General features: G+C 63.3%; 17 protein-coding genes and 2 pseudogenes. 10 read left to right on the top strand and 9 right to left on the bottom strand.

Annotated elements, in window-relative coordinates:
- Positions 1-71 precede the first annotated feature (71 nt).
- Positions 72-458: a DUF5313 family protein gene (locus BFN03_RS17605; RefSeq protein WP_070380092.1), complete on the bottom strand. Its 387-nt coding sequence runs from the start codon at positions 456-458 to the stop codon at positions 72-74.
- Positions 459-616: 158 nt separating this feature from the next.
- Between BFN03_RS17605 and BFN03_RS17600 the strand changes: the two genes are divergently transcribed.
- The gene (locus BFN03_RS17600; RefSeq protein WP_157109646.1) at positions 617-1,183 is read left to right on the top strand and encodes a nucleoside deaminase; all 567 of its coding nucleotides are present in this window, start codon (positions 617-619) and stop codon (positions 1,181-1,183) included.
- A gap of 19 nt (positions 1,184-1,202) precedes the next feature.
- On the opposite strand, the gene BFN03_RS17595 is transcribed toward BFN03_RS17600, so the two are convergent.
- Positions 1,203-1,958, bottom strand: a complete 756-nt coding sequence (locus BFN03_RS17595) for a MerR family transcriptional regulator (protein ID WP_070380091.1) — start codon at positions 1,956-1,958, stop codon at positions 1,203-1,205.
- 39 nt (positions 1,959-1,997) lie between these two features.
- Positions 1,998-3,854, bottom strand: coding sequence for an AMP-dependent synthetase/ligase (locus BFN03_RS17590; protein WP_070380090.1), 1,857 nt, complete (start codon positions 3,852-3,854; stop codon positions 1,998-2,000).
- Between the two features lie 320 nt (positions 3,855-4,174).
- Here BFN03_RS17590 and BFN03_RS17585 point away from each other — a divergent pair, with 320 nt between their 5' ends.
- On the top strand, positions 4,175-5,269 hold the full coding sequence (locus BFN03_RS17585; protein ID WP_232320323.1) for a beta-propeller fold lactonase family protein: 1,095 nt from the start codon (positions 4,175-4,177) through the stop codon (positions 5,267-5,269).
- 205 nt (positions 5,270-5,474) lie between these two features.
- Here the strand turns inward: BFN03_RS17585 and BFN03_RS17580 are convergent, their stop codons facing one another.
- Both BFN03_RS17580 and BFN03_RS20500 read right to left on the bottom strand, forming a co-directional pair.
- Positions 5,475-6,026, bottom strand: a complete 552-nt coding sequence (locus BFN03_RS17580) for a GNAT family N-acetyltransferase (RefSeq protein ID WP_070380088.1) — start codon at positions 6,024-6,026, stop codon at positions 5,475-5,477.
- Positions 6,027-6,053: 27 nt separating this feature from the next.
- Positions 6,054-6,347: an RtcB family protein gene (locus BFN03_RS20500; protein WP_157109645.1), complete on the bottom strand. Its 294-nt coding sequence runs from the start codon at positions 6,345-6,347 to the stop codon at positions 6,054-6,056.
- On the opposite strand from BFN03_RS20500, the gene BFN03_RS20290 reads away from it, so the two are divergent.
- Together BFN03_RS20290 and BFN03_RS17570 are read left to right on the top strand one after the other, a co-directional pair.
- Positions 6,293-6,538, top strand: a complete 246-nt coding sequence (locus BFN03_RS20290) for a type II toxin-antitoxin system RelE/ParE family toxin (RefSeq protein ID WP_084385673.1) — start codon at positions 6,293-6,295, stop codon at positions 6,536-6,538. The genes BFN03_RS20500 and BFN03_RS20290 overlap by 55 nt on opposite strands.
- Before the next feature lie 38 nt (positions 6,539-6,576).
- Positions 6,577-6,888, top strand: a complete 312-nt coding sequence (locus BFN03_RS17570; protein ID WP_070381039.1) for a HigA family addiction module antitoxin — start codon at positions 6,577-6,579, stop codon at positions 6,886-6,888.
- A gap of 133 nt (positions 6,889-7,021) precedes the next feature.
- Here BFN03_RS17570 and BFN03_RS17565 read toward each other — a convergent pair whose 3' ends face one another.
- Complete coding sequence (locus tag BFN03_RS17565; RefSeq protein ID WP_070380086.1) at positions 7,022-8,218, bottom strand: RtcB family protein; 1,197 nt, start codon at positions 8,216-8,218, stop codon at positions 7,022-7,024.
- A gap of 215 nt (positions 8,219-8,433) precedes the next feature.
- Between BFN03_RS17565 and BFN03_RS17560 the strand changes: the two genes are divergently transcribed.
- From BFN03_RS17560 to BFN03_RS17545, 4 genes are all read left to right on the top strand, one after another.
- Complete coding sequence (locus BFN03_RS17560) at positions 8,434-9,093, top strand: TetR/AcrR family transcriptional regulator (protein WP_070380085.1); 660 nt, start codon at positions 8,434-8,436, stop codon at positions 9,091-9,093.
- Positions 9,090-9,740, top strand: coding sequence for an enoyl-CoA hydratase-related protein (locus BFN03_RS17555; RefSeq protein ID WP_070380084.1), 651 nt, complete (start codon positions 9,090-9,092; stop codon positions 9,738-9,740). Before BFN03_RS17560 ends, BFN03_RS17555 begins: the two co-directional genes overlap by 4 nt.
- Positions 9,741-9,856: 116 nt before the next feature.
- Entirely contained in the window at positions 9,857-10,450 is a 594-nt protein-coding gene (locus tag BFN03_RS17550; protein ID WP_232320321.1) for a putative immunity protein, read from the top strand.
- 10 nt (positions 10,451-10,460) lie between these two features.
- Complete coding sequence (locus BFN03_RS17545) at positions 10,461-10,970, top strand: putative immunity protein (protein WP_070380083.1); 510 nt, start codon at positions 10,461-10,463, stop codon at positions 10,968-10,970.
- Between the two features lie 79 nt (positions 10,971-11,049).
- On the opposite strand, the gene BFN03_RS17540 is transcribed toward BFN03_RS17545, so the two are convergent.
- Positions 11,050-11,625 (bottom strand): TetR/AcrR family transcriptional regulator, encoded by a 576-nt coding sequence (locus tag BFN03_RS17540; protein ID WP_070380082.1) that lies wholly within the window; start codon positions 11,623-11,625, stop codon positions 11,050-11,052.
- A gap of 105 nt (positions 11,626-11,730) precedes the next feature.
- Here BFN03_RS17540 and BFN03_RS17535 point away from each other — a divergent pair, with 105 nt between their 5' ends.
- Complete coding sequence (locus BFN03_RS17535; RefSeq protein ID WP_070381037.1) at positions 11,731-12,648, top strand: alpha/beta fold hydrolase; 918 nt, start codon at positions 11,731-11,733, stop codon at positions 12,646-12,648.
- Positions 12,649-12,667: 19 nt separating this feature from the next.
- Here BFN03_RS17535 and BFN03_RS20285 read toward each other — a convergent pair.
- Together BFN03_RS20285 and tnpB are read right to left on the bottom strand one after the other, a co-directional pair.
- Positions 12,668-13,009: pseudogene (locus tag BFN03_RS20285) on the bottom strand (substrate-binding domain-containing protein); the annotation flags it as partial.
- A 26-nt stretch (positions 13,010-13,035) separates the two neighbouring features.
- A complete protein-coding gene (gene tnpB, locus BFN03_RS17525; RefSeq protein ID WP_232320318.1) occupies positions 13,036-14,469 on the bottom strand; it encodes an IS607 family element RNA-guided endonuclease TnpB in 1,434 nt (477 codons plus the stop codon).
- A gap of 78 nt (positions 14,470-14,547) precedes the next feature.
- Here tnpB and BFN03_RS20280 point away from each other — a divergent pair.
- Positions 14,548-14,955, top strand: a pseudogene (locus BFN03_RS20280) (divalent metal cation transporter); the annotation flags it as partial.
- Between the last annotated feature and the right edge of the window lie 79 nt (positions 14,956-15,034).

Below are 15,034 nucleotides of genomic sequence, written 5' to 3'. Positions count from 1 at the left end.
GACAGATCCGACAGTTCGACTGTATCGCCCGCCGAAACGCGATACCAGAGCGTTGTGGTGAACGGTGGTGGCTAACTCAGGGCGCGGCCGTGACGCTGCTCGTAGTCCGCACGGGTGAGGTTCGCGCGTCGCGTCGCCCTCTCGTTCACCAGATCCGGGTCGAGGCCGTGGATGAGCAGGCGGTGGCGTCGGTAGTTGTTCATCAGAGCGATCGCGAAGTAGAGAAGCGGGATGAGCAGCAGGGCCATCATCGCCAGCGGAACCCACACCGGGCCCGGGATGAGCAGGAACAGCAGCAGCGCTAGAGCGCCTGGAAGCATGAACCGCGTGAGGTACCGCACCGAGGCGCCGGGACCGACCAGGTCGTTGCGGACCCAGTCCTGCATCGACTCGGGCAGTGTGCCACCGAACGTGTATCGAATGTACTGACCCAGGTTGGGGCGCTGCGACGAGGACATGAGTTCAGCGTAGTGCCGACGCGCTGAACAATCACCGGTGTTGGAGTGTCATCTAGTTCACGCGCATACTCGTCGAGGATCATGGGCCACAGTGCTCGAGGGCAGCAGATCGACCGGCGTGAGCCGTCGGTGAACGAGACTGCAGATCGGGGCGAGTTGTGACGCGTGAAGAACTCATGGCAGAGGCGTGTCGGCTGGCCGAGGAATCGGTCGACAACGATTGGGGCGGGCCATTCGGCGCGGTGATCGCCAGCGGCGGCGAGATCGTGGCTCGTGGGCAGAACCGAGTCCTGCTGACCGGTGATATCACCGCTCATGCGGAGATCGAAGCGATCCGCAAGGCGGTGCAGGTGTTGAACACGGAAGCCCCGTCGATCGCGAAGAACCGTCGCGCTGATTCGACGCTCGAACTGGTTCCGCGCCCGGAGGGATCGGTAGACAAGGTTCCCGAGCGCGCGAAAATGTTGATGGGCATGGAGATCTATACCAGCGGTGCGCCTTGCCCGATGTGCATGAGCGCCATCTACTGGGCCAGGCTCGACGCCGTCCATTTCGCCTGCGACCTCGCCGCCACGAGCGCGATCGGATTCGACGACGCCTTCCAGTACGAAGACTTCAACAAGCCGTTCGCGGAGCGCCGCATCAAGATCGAGCAATTCCGGCCGGACCTCGGAGCCGACGCCTATGACGCGTGGCTCGCGAAGTCCGACCGGCATCCGTACTGACTCGGCGACCAGGCTACTGCTAACTCGCGTTGGCGACGATGACGTCCCTCACGTACTGGGCGAGCCCGGGGGCGACCTTCTCGTAGTGCTGACGAAAGCGGGCGTCGGCGACGTACATCTCGGCGAGATTGACCTGCATCGTGTGGTCGCAGTCGTAGAACTTCGAGACGCCGGCGCGATGTTCTTCGGCCAGCGCATTCGCGCGATCGGACCCCGGTTCGACGCCCTCAGCCATCGCTTGCGCAAACCTCGTCTCGAGCGCGTCGATCTCGGCCTTGATTCGCCGCCAGTCCTGCTTGTTCAGCTTCGCGGTGCGTTGCTGTGACTGCTTCCAGGCTGTGCTCTCGCTCCAGCGCTCCTCGGCCTCTGTTGCGTATTCCTCGCCGCGCCAGTCGTCGCCGAAGATCTCGTGCTGCTCTTCGGGGGTGAGCGCAATGCCCATGCTCTTTGCCTCCATCATCTTCTCCACGGCTGCAACCATTTGGTGTAAGCGATCGATCCGTTCGCCCAGCAACGCGTGCTGACGCTGCAGATGCGACAGCGCATCCACGTCGGGGTCGTCGAGGAGGGCTGCGATCTCCTCGAGAGGGAATCCCAGTTCCCGGTACGTCAACACCTGGTGCAGGCGTTCGACGTCTGCATCCGAATAGCTGCGGTACCCACTGGGTGTGCGGCCGGACGGCGTCACCAGGCCGATCTCGTCGTAGTGGTGCAACGTGCGCACACTGACTCCGACCAGCCTGCCGACCACGCCAACCGTGTGTTTCTCGCTCACATCCTCCAGCGTGCAGCCTCACCTCGCGTGAGGGTCAAATCAGGCGTAGAGATCCGCGAGTGCGTCGGAGAAATTTGTCATCACGACCTTGCGCTTGAGCTTCATGCTCGGTGTGATCTCGCCGTTCTCGATGGTCAGTTCGCGATCGAGGATGTGGAACTTCTTGACCTGCTCCCACCGATTCAGATTGGCGTTGAGTTCCTCGATGTAGCCCCCGATCAGGTTGCGGGTCTGCTGAGCATTCGCGATTTCGGCGAGCGACTTGTCGCCCATTCCGTGTTGTTTCGCCCATTCACCGATGGCTTCGGCATCAAGGGAAATCAGGGCGACACAGTACGACTTTCCTTCGCCGTCGACGATGATTTCACCGACGTAGGGGCAGATGCCCTTGAATGTGGACGCAATCGCGGACGGTGCGACGTACTTACCGTTGGACGTCTTGAACATGTCCTTCTTGCGGTCGGTTATCCGCAGGTAGCCCTTGTCGTCGATCATTCCGATGTCGCCCGTGCGGAACCACCCGTCCTCGGTGAGCGCGTCGGCCGTGGCTTCAGGATTCTCGTGATATCCACTCATGACGCCCGGACCCTTGATCAGGATCTCGCCGTCGTCAGCGATCTGGAGTTCGGTTCCGGGAACGGGCCAGCCGACGGTGCCGAACTGGTACGCCGACGGACGATTGACGAACGTGGCGGCACTGGTCTCGGAGAGTCCGTAGCCTTCCAGAACGACGATGCCGACTGCGTCGAACCATTGCGCAACATCGGCATTGAGCGGCGCGGACCCGGAGATGAAGAACTTCAGACGTCCCCCGAAGCGATCCCGGATGGTGCTGTACACCAATCGATCGGCAACGACGTGCTGAATCGAATCCAGAAGGGACGGTTTCCTGCCGGCCTGCTTTGCCTTGGACACCGCAAGGCCGACACCGATAGCCCAGTCGAAGATCTTCTCCTTCGGCCCGCCCTCCTCCCGCACCATCGAGACGATGCGGGCGTAAGCCTTCTCGAAGATCCGCGGAGCCGCGCCCATGAAGGTGGGCTTCACCACGGCAAGATTCTCGACGATCTTGTCGATGCGGCCGTCGATCGCGGTCGCGAATCCGATTTGTAGAGGAAGGGTGAGCAGGAGCTTTCCGAATACGTGCGCGAGCGGGAGCCAGAGATATTGAAGGTCGTCGGCGTCGAGGATGTCGGTGGAGTCGACCGCTGCGACCTCGTACGTCCACGCGGAATGCGAAAGTCGGACTCCCTTCGGCTTGCCCGTGGTGCCCGAGGTGTAGATCAGGGTCGCGAGGTCGTCCGGCTTGATCGCCTCGATCCGCTCGTGCACGGCATCGGGTGTCCGAGAGAGCAGTTCGGCACCGAGGTCGAGCAACTGCTCGAAGGTGATGACCCAGCTGTCGTCGTTGTCGCCGGGGGTGCCTTCGATCAGCACGACCTTGTCGACGTGGCCGAGTTCATCACGCTGCTGTCGCAGTTTGGCCAGCTGAACGTCGTCCTCGGCGAAGACGACCCGACTGCCGGAGTTGGCGAGGATGTAAGCGACGTCGTCGGCTTTGGTTGTGGGATACACGGTGGTGGTGGCCGCACCGGCGCACATCACGGCCAGATCGGCCAACGCCCATTCGTGCCGGGTGGACGAAGCCAACGCCACCCGTTGCTCGGACTGCACGCCGAGTCCGATGAGACCGGCAGCGAGCTTGAACACCCGGTCACCCGCCTCGGACCACGTGATGCTCGACCACCGGCTAGCGTCCCGCGGGTCGACGTAGCGGAATGCTTCGCGGCCTGGTGACTGCGCCACCCGATCCACGAACAATGCCGCTACCGACGGTGCCCGGTTCTCGATCCTGGACCAGTCCACAACCTCTTCCGACGCCCGTTGTGCTGTCATGCGTCGATCTTAGGAAGAGGCGCCGTTTGGCGGAGCGGTTTCGCCACGCGTCCTTCAGCCGGTTGCGGACGACCAATACGACGATCGTGGCACATATTGGTGTTCGTTGCGGCACGCATGCCGATCGCGCTTCTGACACGTAGGGCGGTCCGGAGGCTCGATCATTCCTCGTATGGCGAAGTGGCCGTGAGGAGTGCGGCGAGTCCTGAGGTGAAATAGAGATTTTGGCTGTTAGCCTCCGATGGGCCGGTGTTGGGCCCAGACATCGGTTGTCTCGCTGCAAGGTTGATCCGTTTTGTTCCTCTAGGCAGGAGGATAATGTGAATCACCACAGGAGTCTTCGGGGTTGTTCCACGGTCAGGGGGCGCACCCATCGTGTCGCGCTCGGAGTGACGGCCGTATTCGTAATGGTGCTCGGTATGACCGGGGTGGGGGCGGGAGCTGCAGTGGCGGATACCGTCATCGCGACCGTCCCAGTCGGGAACAACCCGGTCGGGGTGGCGCTCACCCCGGACGGGTCCCGCGTCTACGTCACCGACCAGTCGGACGATTCGGTGTCGGTGATCGACGCCGGCACGAAAATGGTGGTTGATACCTTCGATGTCGGGGACTTCCCGACCGGGGTGGCGATCTCCCCGGATGGGTCTCACGCCTACGTCGCCAACCGTGACGACGATTCGGTGTCGGTGATCGAGACCGCTGGGAACAGCATCATCGAGACCGTCGACCTCGGGGACCGCCCGGTCGGGGTGGCGGTCACCCCGGATGGTTCCCGCGTCTACGTCACCATCAGGGGTGATGACGAGGTGTCGGTGATCGACACCGACACCAACGCAATCATGGGCGGACCCATCGCGGTCGGGAGCAGTCCGCGTGAGGTCGCGATCACCCCGAATGGGTCCCACGCCTACGTCACCAACCGACTTGATAGTTCGGTGTCGGTGATCGAGACCGCCGGGAACACCGTGGTCAAAACCGTGGGGGTCGGGAGCGGTCCGCGTGGGGTGGCGGTCAGCCCGGACGGGTCCCGCGTCTACGTCTCCAACATCAGCGATGATTCGGTGTCGGTGATCGAGACCGCCACCAACACCGTTGTGGGCGAACCCATCCCGGTCGGGGTCAGTCCATTCGGGGTGGCGGTCACCCCGGACGGGGCCCGCGCGTACGTCGCCAATGGTGATGATGATTCGGTGTCGGTGATCGAAACCGCCACCAACACGGTGGTCAAGACCGTCCCCGTAGGGGACCTCCCGTTCGGAGTGGCGATCTCACCGGACGGGTCCCGCGCCTATGTCACCAACTTCGAGGACAGTACGGTGTCGGTGATCGGCATCGAACGGTGTCTCGGATCGCTGTGCTTCGACTTCGGTTCGCTGACCGGCAGCGGTTCGGGCGCAGGCAGCGCCTTCAGCTGATACCGGCACGGTTCAGTCGGGTGACGCTGCCACCGGAGATCGTGAGGGTGGCGGCGTCATCCGGTTTGTGGACGGGACCCGAACAATGCAGGTCACGCTACTCCCCAATTATATTGCGCAGAAACATAATTACCCTGGGTTACGTTCTCGATGCTCGGGCTTGCCGAATCTCCATCTGGTTCCACAGTCAACCCAGCTCTCATGCCTAACGAAGATCGAGCCTGCTCAGGTAGTGGGCGCCGTCGTCGATCGGATTGTCCGGTGGCAGATAACCCTCGCCGACCCGGCGAAAGCCGGCCTTCTCGAGTGCGCGCCACGACGCCCGGTTGGGGACGACGACAGGGACGATGATCGTGGTGGCGTCTGGTAGGTCGGCGCGGCACTTGGCGGCGAAGGCGATGAGCATCGAGGTGCCCAGGCCGCGGCCGGTGTTTTGCGGGTCGCCGACGAAGTAGTCGATCGAGATACTCCCCGCCGGGATCTCGACGAGCTTGGTCAGGAGTTCGAGATCCTCGGGGTAGTCGGCGATCCGGTACCGCTGGATGAATCCGAACGGTGATCCATCGCGGAGGACGAGAAAGTCCTCTCTGGGTTCGGTGCCGTCGATGCTGCCTCCGAAATCCCGTTCGATGTCGGCGTCCGAGGTCTCTTGGTTCCAGAACCTCGCGACGTGTGGTTCGCGGAGCCATCGCTGCAGTTGAGGGAAGTGTTCGCGTGTTGTGCGGACGAACTCGAAAGAGGATGCTTCGGCGCTCACGCTATGGAAGCTAGCAGTTCGAGTCCTCTACTGTCCCTTGACATTCAGAAACTGGCGTAGCTCGTGCAGGACTGTGACCAGGTCGGATGCGTCTTCCATCACCACGTCGATCGCCTTGTAGGCCGCGGGGATCTCGTCGATCTTATATCTCTGAAGATCGCAGAGGAGGAGTTCGGAGCGAATCCGGTTCGCCCCCGAGGCCGCCGCGTAACGCTTGGCGTTAATGACGCGTCGCGTTAAAATTCGCCGGCAAAGAGGCCGAGAAGGTGTGGGGCCGTCGCCACAGCCGCCAACTCGGCCCAGAGGTTCAGCGAGCGGCATACCGGAAACTGCTGATCCTCGACGCCGCGGACGACATCAACGACCTTCGCATTCCGCCAGGTAACCGGCTGGAAAAGCTGGTAGGAGACCGTAAGGGGCAGCACAGCATCCGAATCGACGATCAATGGCGGATCTGTTTCGTCTGGACCGCGAGCGGCCCCCGCGATGTGGAAATCGCCGACTACCACTGACAGCAGACCCACGACAGGCAACAGCTCGAGGAGTGACCATGAACGCACAGAACGAACCACTTTTCGACCGGGTCACCCCAGGGGAGATCCTCAACGAGGAGTACATCAAGGCATTCGGGATCACCCAGCACCACCTAGCTGTCGCGATCGGGGTTCCGCCGCGCCGGATCAACGAGATCGTGCACGGCAAGCGCCGTATCTCCCCGGACACTGCCCTCCGGCTGGCCCGGTACTTCTCGACCAGCGAACGGTTCTGGATGAACCTGCAGGACCGCTACGACATCGAAGTCGAGCGCGAGCGTATCGCGCCCCAATTGGACGCCATCACCCCGCTGGTGCTGAACGCGTAGACGACGATCGTGGGTTCTCACCTGATGCGGACGCCCCGACGGTAGTAGCCGACCGAGTCCGGGCATCGCTCCGCGGCCGCGGGATCCGACACCCATCATCCTCGTGATTCCAGTAATTACCGCCGCTAGCCCCCTACTGTCCCTTGACATTCAGGAACTGGCGCAGCTCGTGCAGGATCGTGACCAGGTCGGATGCGTCCTCCATCACCACATCGATCGCCTTGTAGGCCGCGGGGATCTCGTCGATCCACTCCTTTCCGTGGCGGTACTCGATGCCCGCCATCGACTGCTCGAGGTCGTCGAGCGTGAAGCGCTTGCGTGCTTCGGTGCGGGAGAACATTCGTCCTGCCCCATGCGGAGCCGAGTGGAACGACGCGGCGTTGCCCTTTCCCTCGGTGATGTAGGACCGCGTCCCCATCGAGCCTGGGATGATTCCACGCTTGCCCGGCGAGGCGTCCACGGCTCCCTTGCGGGTCAGCCACAAGGTCTTGCCGCCCATGGTTGTCTGCTCGGTGTAGTTGTGGTGGCTCTCGATCCGGTCGGTCTCGATCTGGTCGGGGTCCAGGCCCATCCACTCGGCGAAGGCCAGCCGGAATCTGTCGAGCATCTCGCCCCGGTTGGCCAGCGCGAACGCCTGGGCCCAGCGCAGATCCTTGATGTAGCGCCAGAACTCGTCGGTGTCCTCGGGCAGGTAGGCGTGATCCCTGTCGGTGAGCGGGACGAACCACTTCTCACACATCTGCTGCGCGATCTTGATGTGCTTCTGCGCGATCTTGTTTCCCACACCACGGCTGCCGGAGTGCAGCGTGAGCCAGACCTGATCGTCCTTACAGAAGCACGCCTCCGTGAAGTGGTTCCCACCGCCGAGCGTGCCCAGTTGCTCGCGCCACCGCGGCGAGTGCGACAGGTCGACCTCGCTGTCGGCGGCCATCGTCTCGAGGGCGGCGATCCGCTTGGCGGTGAACTCGTACCTGTCGAAGCGGGGGTTGTAGTTGCCCGCTGACATCGGGATCGCGTCCTCGACCGCCTCGCGCAGCTCGGCCAGCGTGTGGCCGGACACCAGATTCGCGTCCACGTCCTCCTTGTGCACGTTGGTCCGGATGACCGAGCAGCCGCAGCCGATGTCGACCCCGACCGCGGCTGGGATCACCGCGCCCCTCGTAGGAATCACGGTGCCCACACTCGAGCCCTTGCCCAGGTGGGCGTCGGGCATGAGTGCGACGTGCTGGTGGATGAACGGCAGCTCGGCGAGGGACCTGGCCTGGTCGACTGTGTCGTCGTCGATGATGGAGGCCCAGTTCAGGACCTTGGGGGCGATCTTTTTGGGTATGGATTCCAGTCGATGGTCGGTTCGGTCTCGGTGCGCTTCCTCGACGGAACGCAGGTTGGGCCGCCGCAGACATTAGCTTCTCCGGGCCGATAGCACCCGTGATTTTCTGGGCCGGCGACGCTCAGAGCACCCAACCAACTCCCGATGCGGGGCGTATCGAACCTCACAAACCTACCGATGAGTAATAGAACGCTTGATCTGCTATCGTTCGCTGCATGCCCAGGCCGCGCGTTCACGATCTCGACGACGCACTCGATGCCGCCGAAAGGCTGGCCGTCGAGGGCGGGCCGAGCGCGGTCACGCTGCGTGCGGTCGCCGGGGCCACCGAGATGTCCAATGGCGCGATCTATCACGCGTTCGGCTCGCGGGGCGGGTTGGTCGGGCGCGCCTGGCTGCGGGCTGCGCACCGATTCCTCGGTGTTCAACAGGAGTCGGTCGAGCAGGCACTGGCCTGCCTTTCGGCAGATGGCAGGGCCGCCGCGGTGGATGCGGTTGTTGCGGCGGCCGACAGCCCGGCGATCTTCGCCGAGCGCTTCCCGCAGTCGTCACGGTTTCTTCTCACCGTGCGCCGGGATGAACTACTGGGGGCGGATGTCCCCGAGGGTGTTTCGGATGAGTTGTCGCGCCTCGATTCCGTCCTCACGGAACTGTTCACCCGGTTGGCTCTGGCTCTGTGGGAGCGCAAGGACGGTCGCGCAGTAGAAGTGATCGAGTCCTGCGTCGTAGGCCTCCCCACCGGGCTTCTTCTGCATGGTCGGCGGAAACCGGACACCGCCATGCGCCGACACTTGGAGGTAGCCGTCCGTGCCGTCCTCGACCTAGACCCCCCAACTCCGGGGAAACGTCATGAAATCAACACGAAAGGCTCCTCATGACTGCCACACTCACCTACCGGGACAAGATCGCCGTTCTCGATCTCGGCGATGACGAGAACCGCTTCTCTCCCGAGTGGCTCGACACGGTAAACGGACTCCTCGACGACGTGCAGGAGCAAGGCTCGCAGGCCCTCGTCACCACGTCGACCGGGAAGTTCTACTCCAACGGCCTCGATCTCGAGTGGCTGATGGCCAACGGCGAGCGCACGGATTGGTATGTCGGGAGAGTACATGCGCTCTTCAGCCGAATTCTGACGTTTCCGTTGCCCACGGTGGCTGCCATAGGCGGGCATGCGTTCGGTGCCGGCGCCATGTTCGGAATTGCCCACGACTACCGCGTGATGCGATCCGACCGTGGTTTCTACTGCTTCCCCGAGGTCGACATCCACATTCCGTTCACGCCGGGGATGGCTGCACTGATCCAGTCGAAGCTGAACCCGCAGACCGCGGTCAAGGCCATGACTACGGGTCATCGTTTCGGCGGAACCGAAGCGCACACCGGCGGACTGGTGGATGCGACCGCCCCGGAAGGCGCGGTCCTCGACAGCGCAATCGACCTCGTCGCCCCGATCGGTCAAAAGGACCCCGGCACTTTGGGCGCGATCAAGTCCACCATGTACGCGTCGGCCGTTGCCGCGCTTGCCTGAAGACCAAGCGTGACTCGTTGACGTCTCGGCGTGGGTAGTCCCCACGCCGAGACGTCGATACCAGCGGGCAAACCGTCTGAACCTTCGGGCCGAGGGCTCGAAGTTACGATCAGAGCGTGAACGTTCAGCCGGTGCCTCCCGCGCGGCGCGAACCGCATCCACCAGACTTCACCTTGTCCTCGGATGAGCTGAGGGCGGTGACGTCCTTCGCCGTCGCCTCGGCTGTGCAGGTGCTCCCCCTGTTCGAAGCGCACCGTCTCCACGACAGCAGGCCGCGTAGGGCGCTCGAGGCCGCTGCGGCTTTCGTCAACGGAGACCGCCGATCCCGTGCTCAGCGAGTGACGGCATCGGCTGCCCACCGTGCCGCAAAAGAATCCGCATCGCCCGTACCGTTCCACGCCGCGATGGCCGCAGGTGATGCCGCCGCCTCGGCGTACCTGCATCCGCTGGCGGACGCGGCCCAGGTCAACCACATCCTGAGGGCATCTGCACATACCGTCCGTGTCTTCGAGATATGCCCCAGCGAGGACGAGCCCGGGGCCAAATTGGTCGAGCGCATTGTCAACCTCGCGTCCCCGCTGCTCATCGACATTCTCCACCGTTACCCGCGGATTGGTGGTGGCAAGAATAGGGTCAGCCAGCTCGTGCACGAACTCGACGGGCGTCTACGAGACCAGTCACCACCCCGCCCACGCCGGGCAATCGAGTGACTGAGAAGCGATGATCCTGCCCAAGATCCGAGACTCCCGCATGATGACCATTCGTCGGGGTGGCTCGTTGACCGATGCCGATCATCGATTGCTCGCGTTGTGGGCGGCAGAGTGCGCGGATCATGTTCTGGGCCACTTCGAGTGCGAGCAACCTGATGATCTACGTCCTCGAGATGCAGTCGCGGCTGCCCGAGCATGGGCCCGCGGTCAAATGTCGATGATGCAGGCACGCTCAGCAGGAGGACATGCGATGGGTGCCGCCAGGCCCCTCATCGGCCCGGCTCGGTTCGCTGCCTACGCAGCCGGGCAGGCCGCATGCGTTGGGCACGTCGCTGAACACGACCTCGGCGCCGCGGCGTACGCGATCAAGGCAGTTCGAAGCGCGCAACCCGACAATTCCCGGGCAGGCCGGATCGAGCGTGACTGGCAGCGAAGCAAACTCCCCGAACCGATCCGTGGGCTTGTGCTCGAAGACCAGCTCCGGCGCAACAGCATCTGCTGGTCAGCTTTCTCTGACTGAGTTGAGACCCGGACCTCTAACACCTGCTCCGTGGCAGTGACCAGGCCAGCAGCCTTCCTCGCCCGTTGAATCAGGTGGATCAGACCACACGATCGAGGAGATGGTCGATCAACTCGACGCCTGCTTGATCGGTGTAGTGGCCCTGCACCATTCCCTGGGCAATGCCACCGGCTGCCGCGAGAATCAGTTCGGCGTCGAGGTGCGGTGTTGTCGCGCCGGCACGCGTCAGTTGAGATTCGACAATCGACACGAGTGCCCTAGGCGCAGCCAGGGTTTCCTCCGCGCTGATGCCCTGGCCGGTGATCGCTGCAGCGGCGAATGCCCCGAGAACGACGGCCTCTTCCCGGCGGACTGCGTCGAGTGGAAGTAGCTGCATCAGGATCGCGCATACTGCTGAGCGTGGCGAAACGTCGTCACCCAGTGTCGACAACTGCTTCGTGAATCTGTTTCCGGCATCTTCCATCACCGAGCGGTGGGTGGCGAGGAGGAATTCTCGTTTCGTCCCGAAGTAGTACTGCACGAGCCTGACAGAGATGCCCGCTTCAGCCGCAACTGATTGAAACGTCACAGCCTCCAGGCCACGGCGTATGACGACTCGTTTGACGGCACTGGTGATTTCACGACGACGTACTTCATGGTCGACCAATCGAGGCACTACTTGCCTCCTTCTCCCTGAGGAACGTGCACACAAATTTAGATGATACGCACATACCATTTATGTTATATGCTCGTACCATCAAAACCTGATGAAGGGATGCGCATGGCCAAGATTGGACAGTTCAAGAATGACCGCGCTCGGGAGCGGTATCTGCGTGCATACGACGAACTCGAGAAATTGTGGCCAGCCGCACTGCCAGTCACGGAGCTCGACGTCGAGACCTCGTTCGGGACGACTCATGTGCGCAAGTGCGGAGGCGGGCAGGGTATCCCTTTGGTGCTGATCCATCCCATCTCCGGAAACAGCCTCGGCTGGCATCGGTTCATCGAGGAGTTTGCCGGCGACCGAGTCGTCTACGCGCTCGACACCATCGGAACGGCGGGCAAGAGCGTCCAGACTGCGCCGATGACGACCGGTGCCGACTACGCAGCATGGGTCGACGATGTCCTTACCGGCCTCGGCCTCGAGCGGGTTCACCTGCTTGGATACTCGGAGGGGGCATGGCACGGGGCACTTGTCGGGGCAGGCATCTCTCACCGCCTCGCAAGCTTGACTCTAGGCGAGCCCGGCGCAGCAGTTTCCAAGGTTCGAAAGAGCATCTTGTTCAAGATACTCTGGCTTGCAATCCGGCCGACAGACAAGAACTTTGCGAAGTTCAATGCATGGATGTCGCCCGGCCTGGTCCTGACAGACTCGGAGACGACATGTTCGAAAGCCTCGCTGGGCTATCTTCGTCGAACGCCCTGGCAGTCGCCACTGACCGACGCCGAGTTGCAGTCCATCAAGGCTCCGACCTACGCGTTCTTCGGGTCCGAGACAGTGCTGGCAGATCCGGAAGCGGGGGCAAAGCGGATATCGGACAACGTTCCCCACGCCGAAACCGAGATATTCCCACGAGGCGGGCACAGTCTGCTTTGGCAAATGCCGGAGACCGTGGTGCCCAGGATCATGCGGTTCATCCGGTCTCACGACGAGCCGGTTGCGGCCCGAAGCAGGGGCGCTGAAGGCCAATCCGATTGAAATAGCACGACTCGACGGCTCACCTGCGGCCGGTTCCGACCACTGGCGGGCCCGAAGACCGCCGGGGAATGAGGGTGGGCATGGCTCGTCGGATCGGGTCGTTGATCGGAGTCGGCGAGAGCATCAGATCCACAGCGGTGGCTGCGATCTGATCGAATGGCGTGCGCACCGATGTCAAGGGGACCGGGAGCAGATGCGCCAAAGGGACGTCGTTGTATCCGACCAGCGCGACGTCGCCACCGACGGATAGGGATCGTTGGTGCGCCGCCGTGATGATGCCGAGGGCGAGGTTGTCGTTGGCAGTGAAGACGGCGGTGGGGCGGTGGGCCGAACCGAACAGTCGGCGGCCCGCTTCCTCGCCGGCTTTGTCCCAGCTCCCATCACCGTTCAGGGAATATGGAAATCTGTTCCCTGAGCCGGAACCTCACGGCCCCGGCCTTGACTCACACGAGGGGTGAGTCTTCCCGTGGCGATCCCCGCCGCCCGCACGGTGCGGGCCTTCCGTGGGGTTCCATCGGGCTCGTTTACCGTCGCCCCGCAACTCGGGGAGGACGCCTGAACCAGGGCCGCGAGGTTGCGGGCGGCGTTCAGGTCGCGGTCCATACGCAGACCGCAGTCACACTTGAATACTCGTTTCTTCAGGGACAGCTTGGCTTTCACTTCCCCGCAAGCAGAACACGTCTTCGAGCTCGGATACCACCGGTCCGCGATATGCACGGTCGTACCTTGCCAGCCGGCCTTGTACACGCTCTGGCGGCGCACCTCACCCATCCCGACCCCGGCGATATGGCGGGCCAGTGACCGGGTTCGCAGCATCCCGGCCACATTCAAATCCTCGAGCACGACCACATCGTGGGTGCGGACCAGGCGGGTGGAGAGTTTGTGCAACCCGTCCCGGCGGGCATCGGCCACATAGGCGAGCAGCTTGGCGACACGATCCTGGGTGTGAAGCCACCGGCTCGACGGTTGTTGGCCGGTGCGCTTGTCCCACCCGACCCGACGTGCGGCCTGCCGGTTGAGGCGGCGCAACTTCTTTTGGGCGTGCTCGAGATGCTTCGGGTTCTCGATCATTTCTCCGGTCGAGAGCACCGCCAACGTCTTCACCCCGAGATCGACCCCCACCACCGAGGGGGCGGCGGTGGCGCGTGGCACGGGTGCCGGTGAGGTGCGCTGCACCTGAACGGAGAACGAGACGAACCACCGGCCCCGGCGGAATGACACGGTCGCCGACCGGATTCGGGCCGTGCCGGCGTCGACACGACGGGCCAGTTTCCGTGTGGACTCGTGCGTCCGGACGATCCCGATCCGCGGCAGCCTCACATGCCGACGGTCGGAGTCGGCCAGCCCGAACGCCCCGGTGCTGAACCGGCACGACAGCGCCGACCTCTTGCCCTTGAACCGGGGGAAGCCGACTCGGCGGCCCTTCCGTGTTCTGGACCGGGACGTCGACCAGTTCGACAACGCCGCCGCCAGATTCGCCATACCGGACGAATAGGCTTCTTTCGAGTTCTCCGCCCACCACGGGGCCGTCTCGTTCTTGATCTGGTTCCAGTGCTTGCGGAGGGAGTACGCGGACCAGTCCACGGCCGCAGTCAGATCGGCGTCGGCGATCCCATAGGAGCGTTCGGCGGCCCGCTGATCCAGGTTGGCTTTCACGACGGCCAACCCCCAGTTGTAGGTGAACCGCTGCGCCCCGCAATGCGACCGCAACGCCTCCTCCTGGGTCGGGGTGGGATCGAGGGCGAACCGGTACGCTTGCAGCACCGTGTTCACCAGGCAACCACCACGGCCCGCCACCGCCGAATCTTGGCCCCACCCCACACACTTGATTCGAACATATTTTCGACTATAGGGCAGTATCCGAAAACCCGCGGGCGGAACGAGCCAACCAACAAGCACCTCGCCGGGCCTGTTGGATCGACGATCTTCGCCATCGGCCTGTCCGGTGCGGCCTTCTCGTCGATGGTCGCCAACGCGACCGGTGGTGGCATCATGCTCTCCGACGCGCTCGGGAAGGGCCCGACATCGAGCAGCACCGTCGCCAAGAGGACCAGTGCGGTGATCCTTGCCGTGGGCTTGTCTGTCACCCTCATCGTGCAGTCGAACCCGATCCAGCTCATCATCGGCGCTCAGGCGCTGACCGTGCTGGTCGCCCCGTTCCTTGGGATCCTGTTGCTCACGATGAGCAACCGACCGACGCTGATGGGAACCCTCCGCAACAAATGGTGGCAGAACATTCTGGGGGTACTCGGTTTCTGCTCGATCCTTTCCGTGTCGGGTTTGTTCGTCTACCAGCTGTTCTTCTGAGCTCGTCGTGCGAGCACTTTCGAGCGCAGCGGTCGAAGTGAACGGCGCTCGGGCGAGCGCAGATTCGCGGGATGTCTGC

The sequence above is a fragment of the Rhodococcus sp. WMMA185 genome (assembly GCF_001767395.1).
Taxonomy (GTDB): Bacteria; Actinomycetota; Actinomycetes; order Mycobacteriales; family Mycobacteriaceae; genus Rhodococcus_F.
The sequence above is the reverse complement of the archived record's forward strand: the minus strand, read 5'-3'. Positions and strand labels throughout refer to the sequence as shown.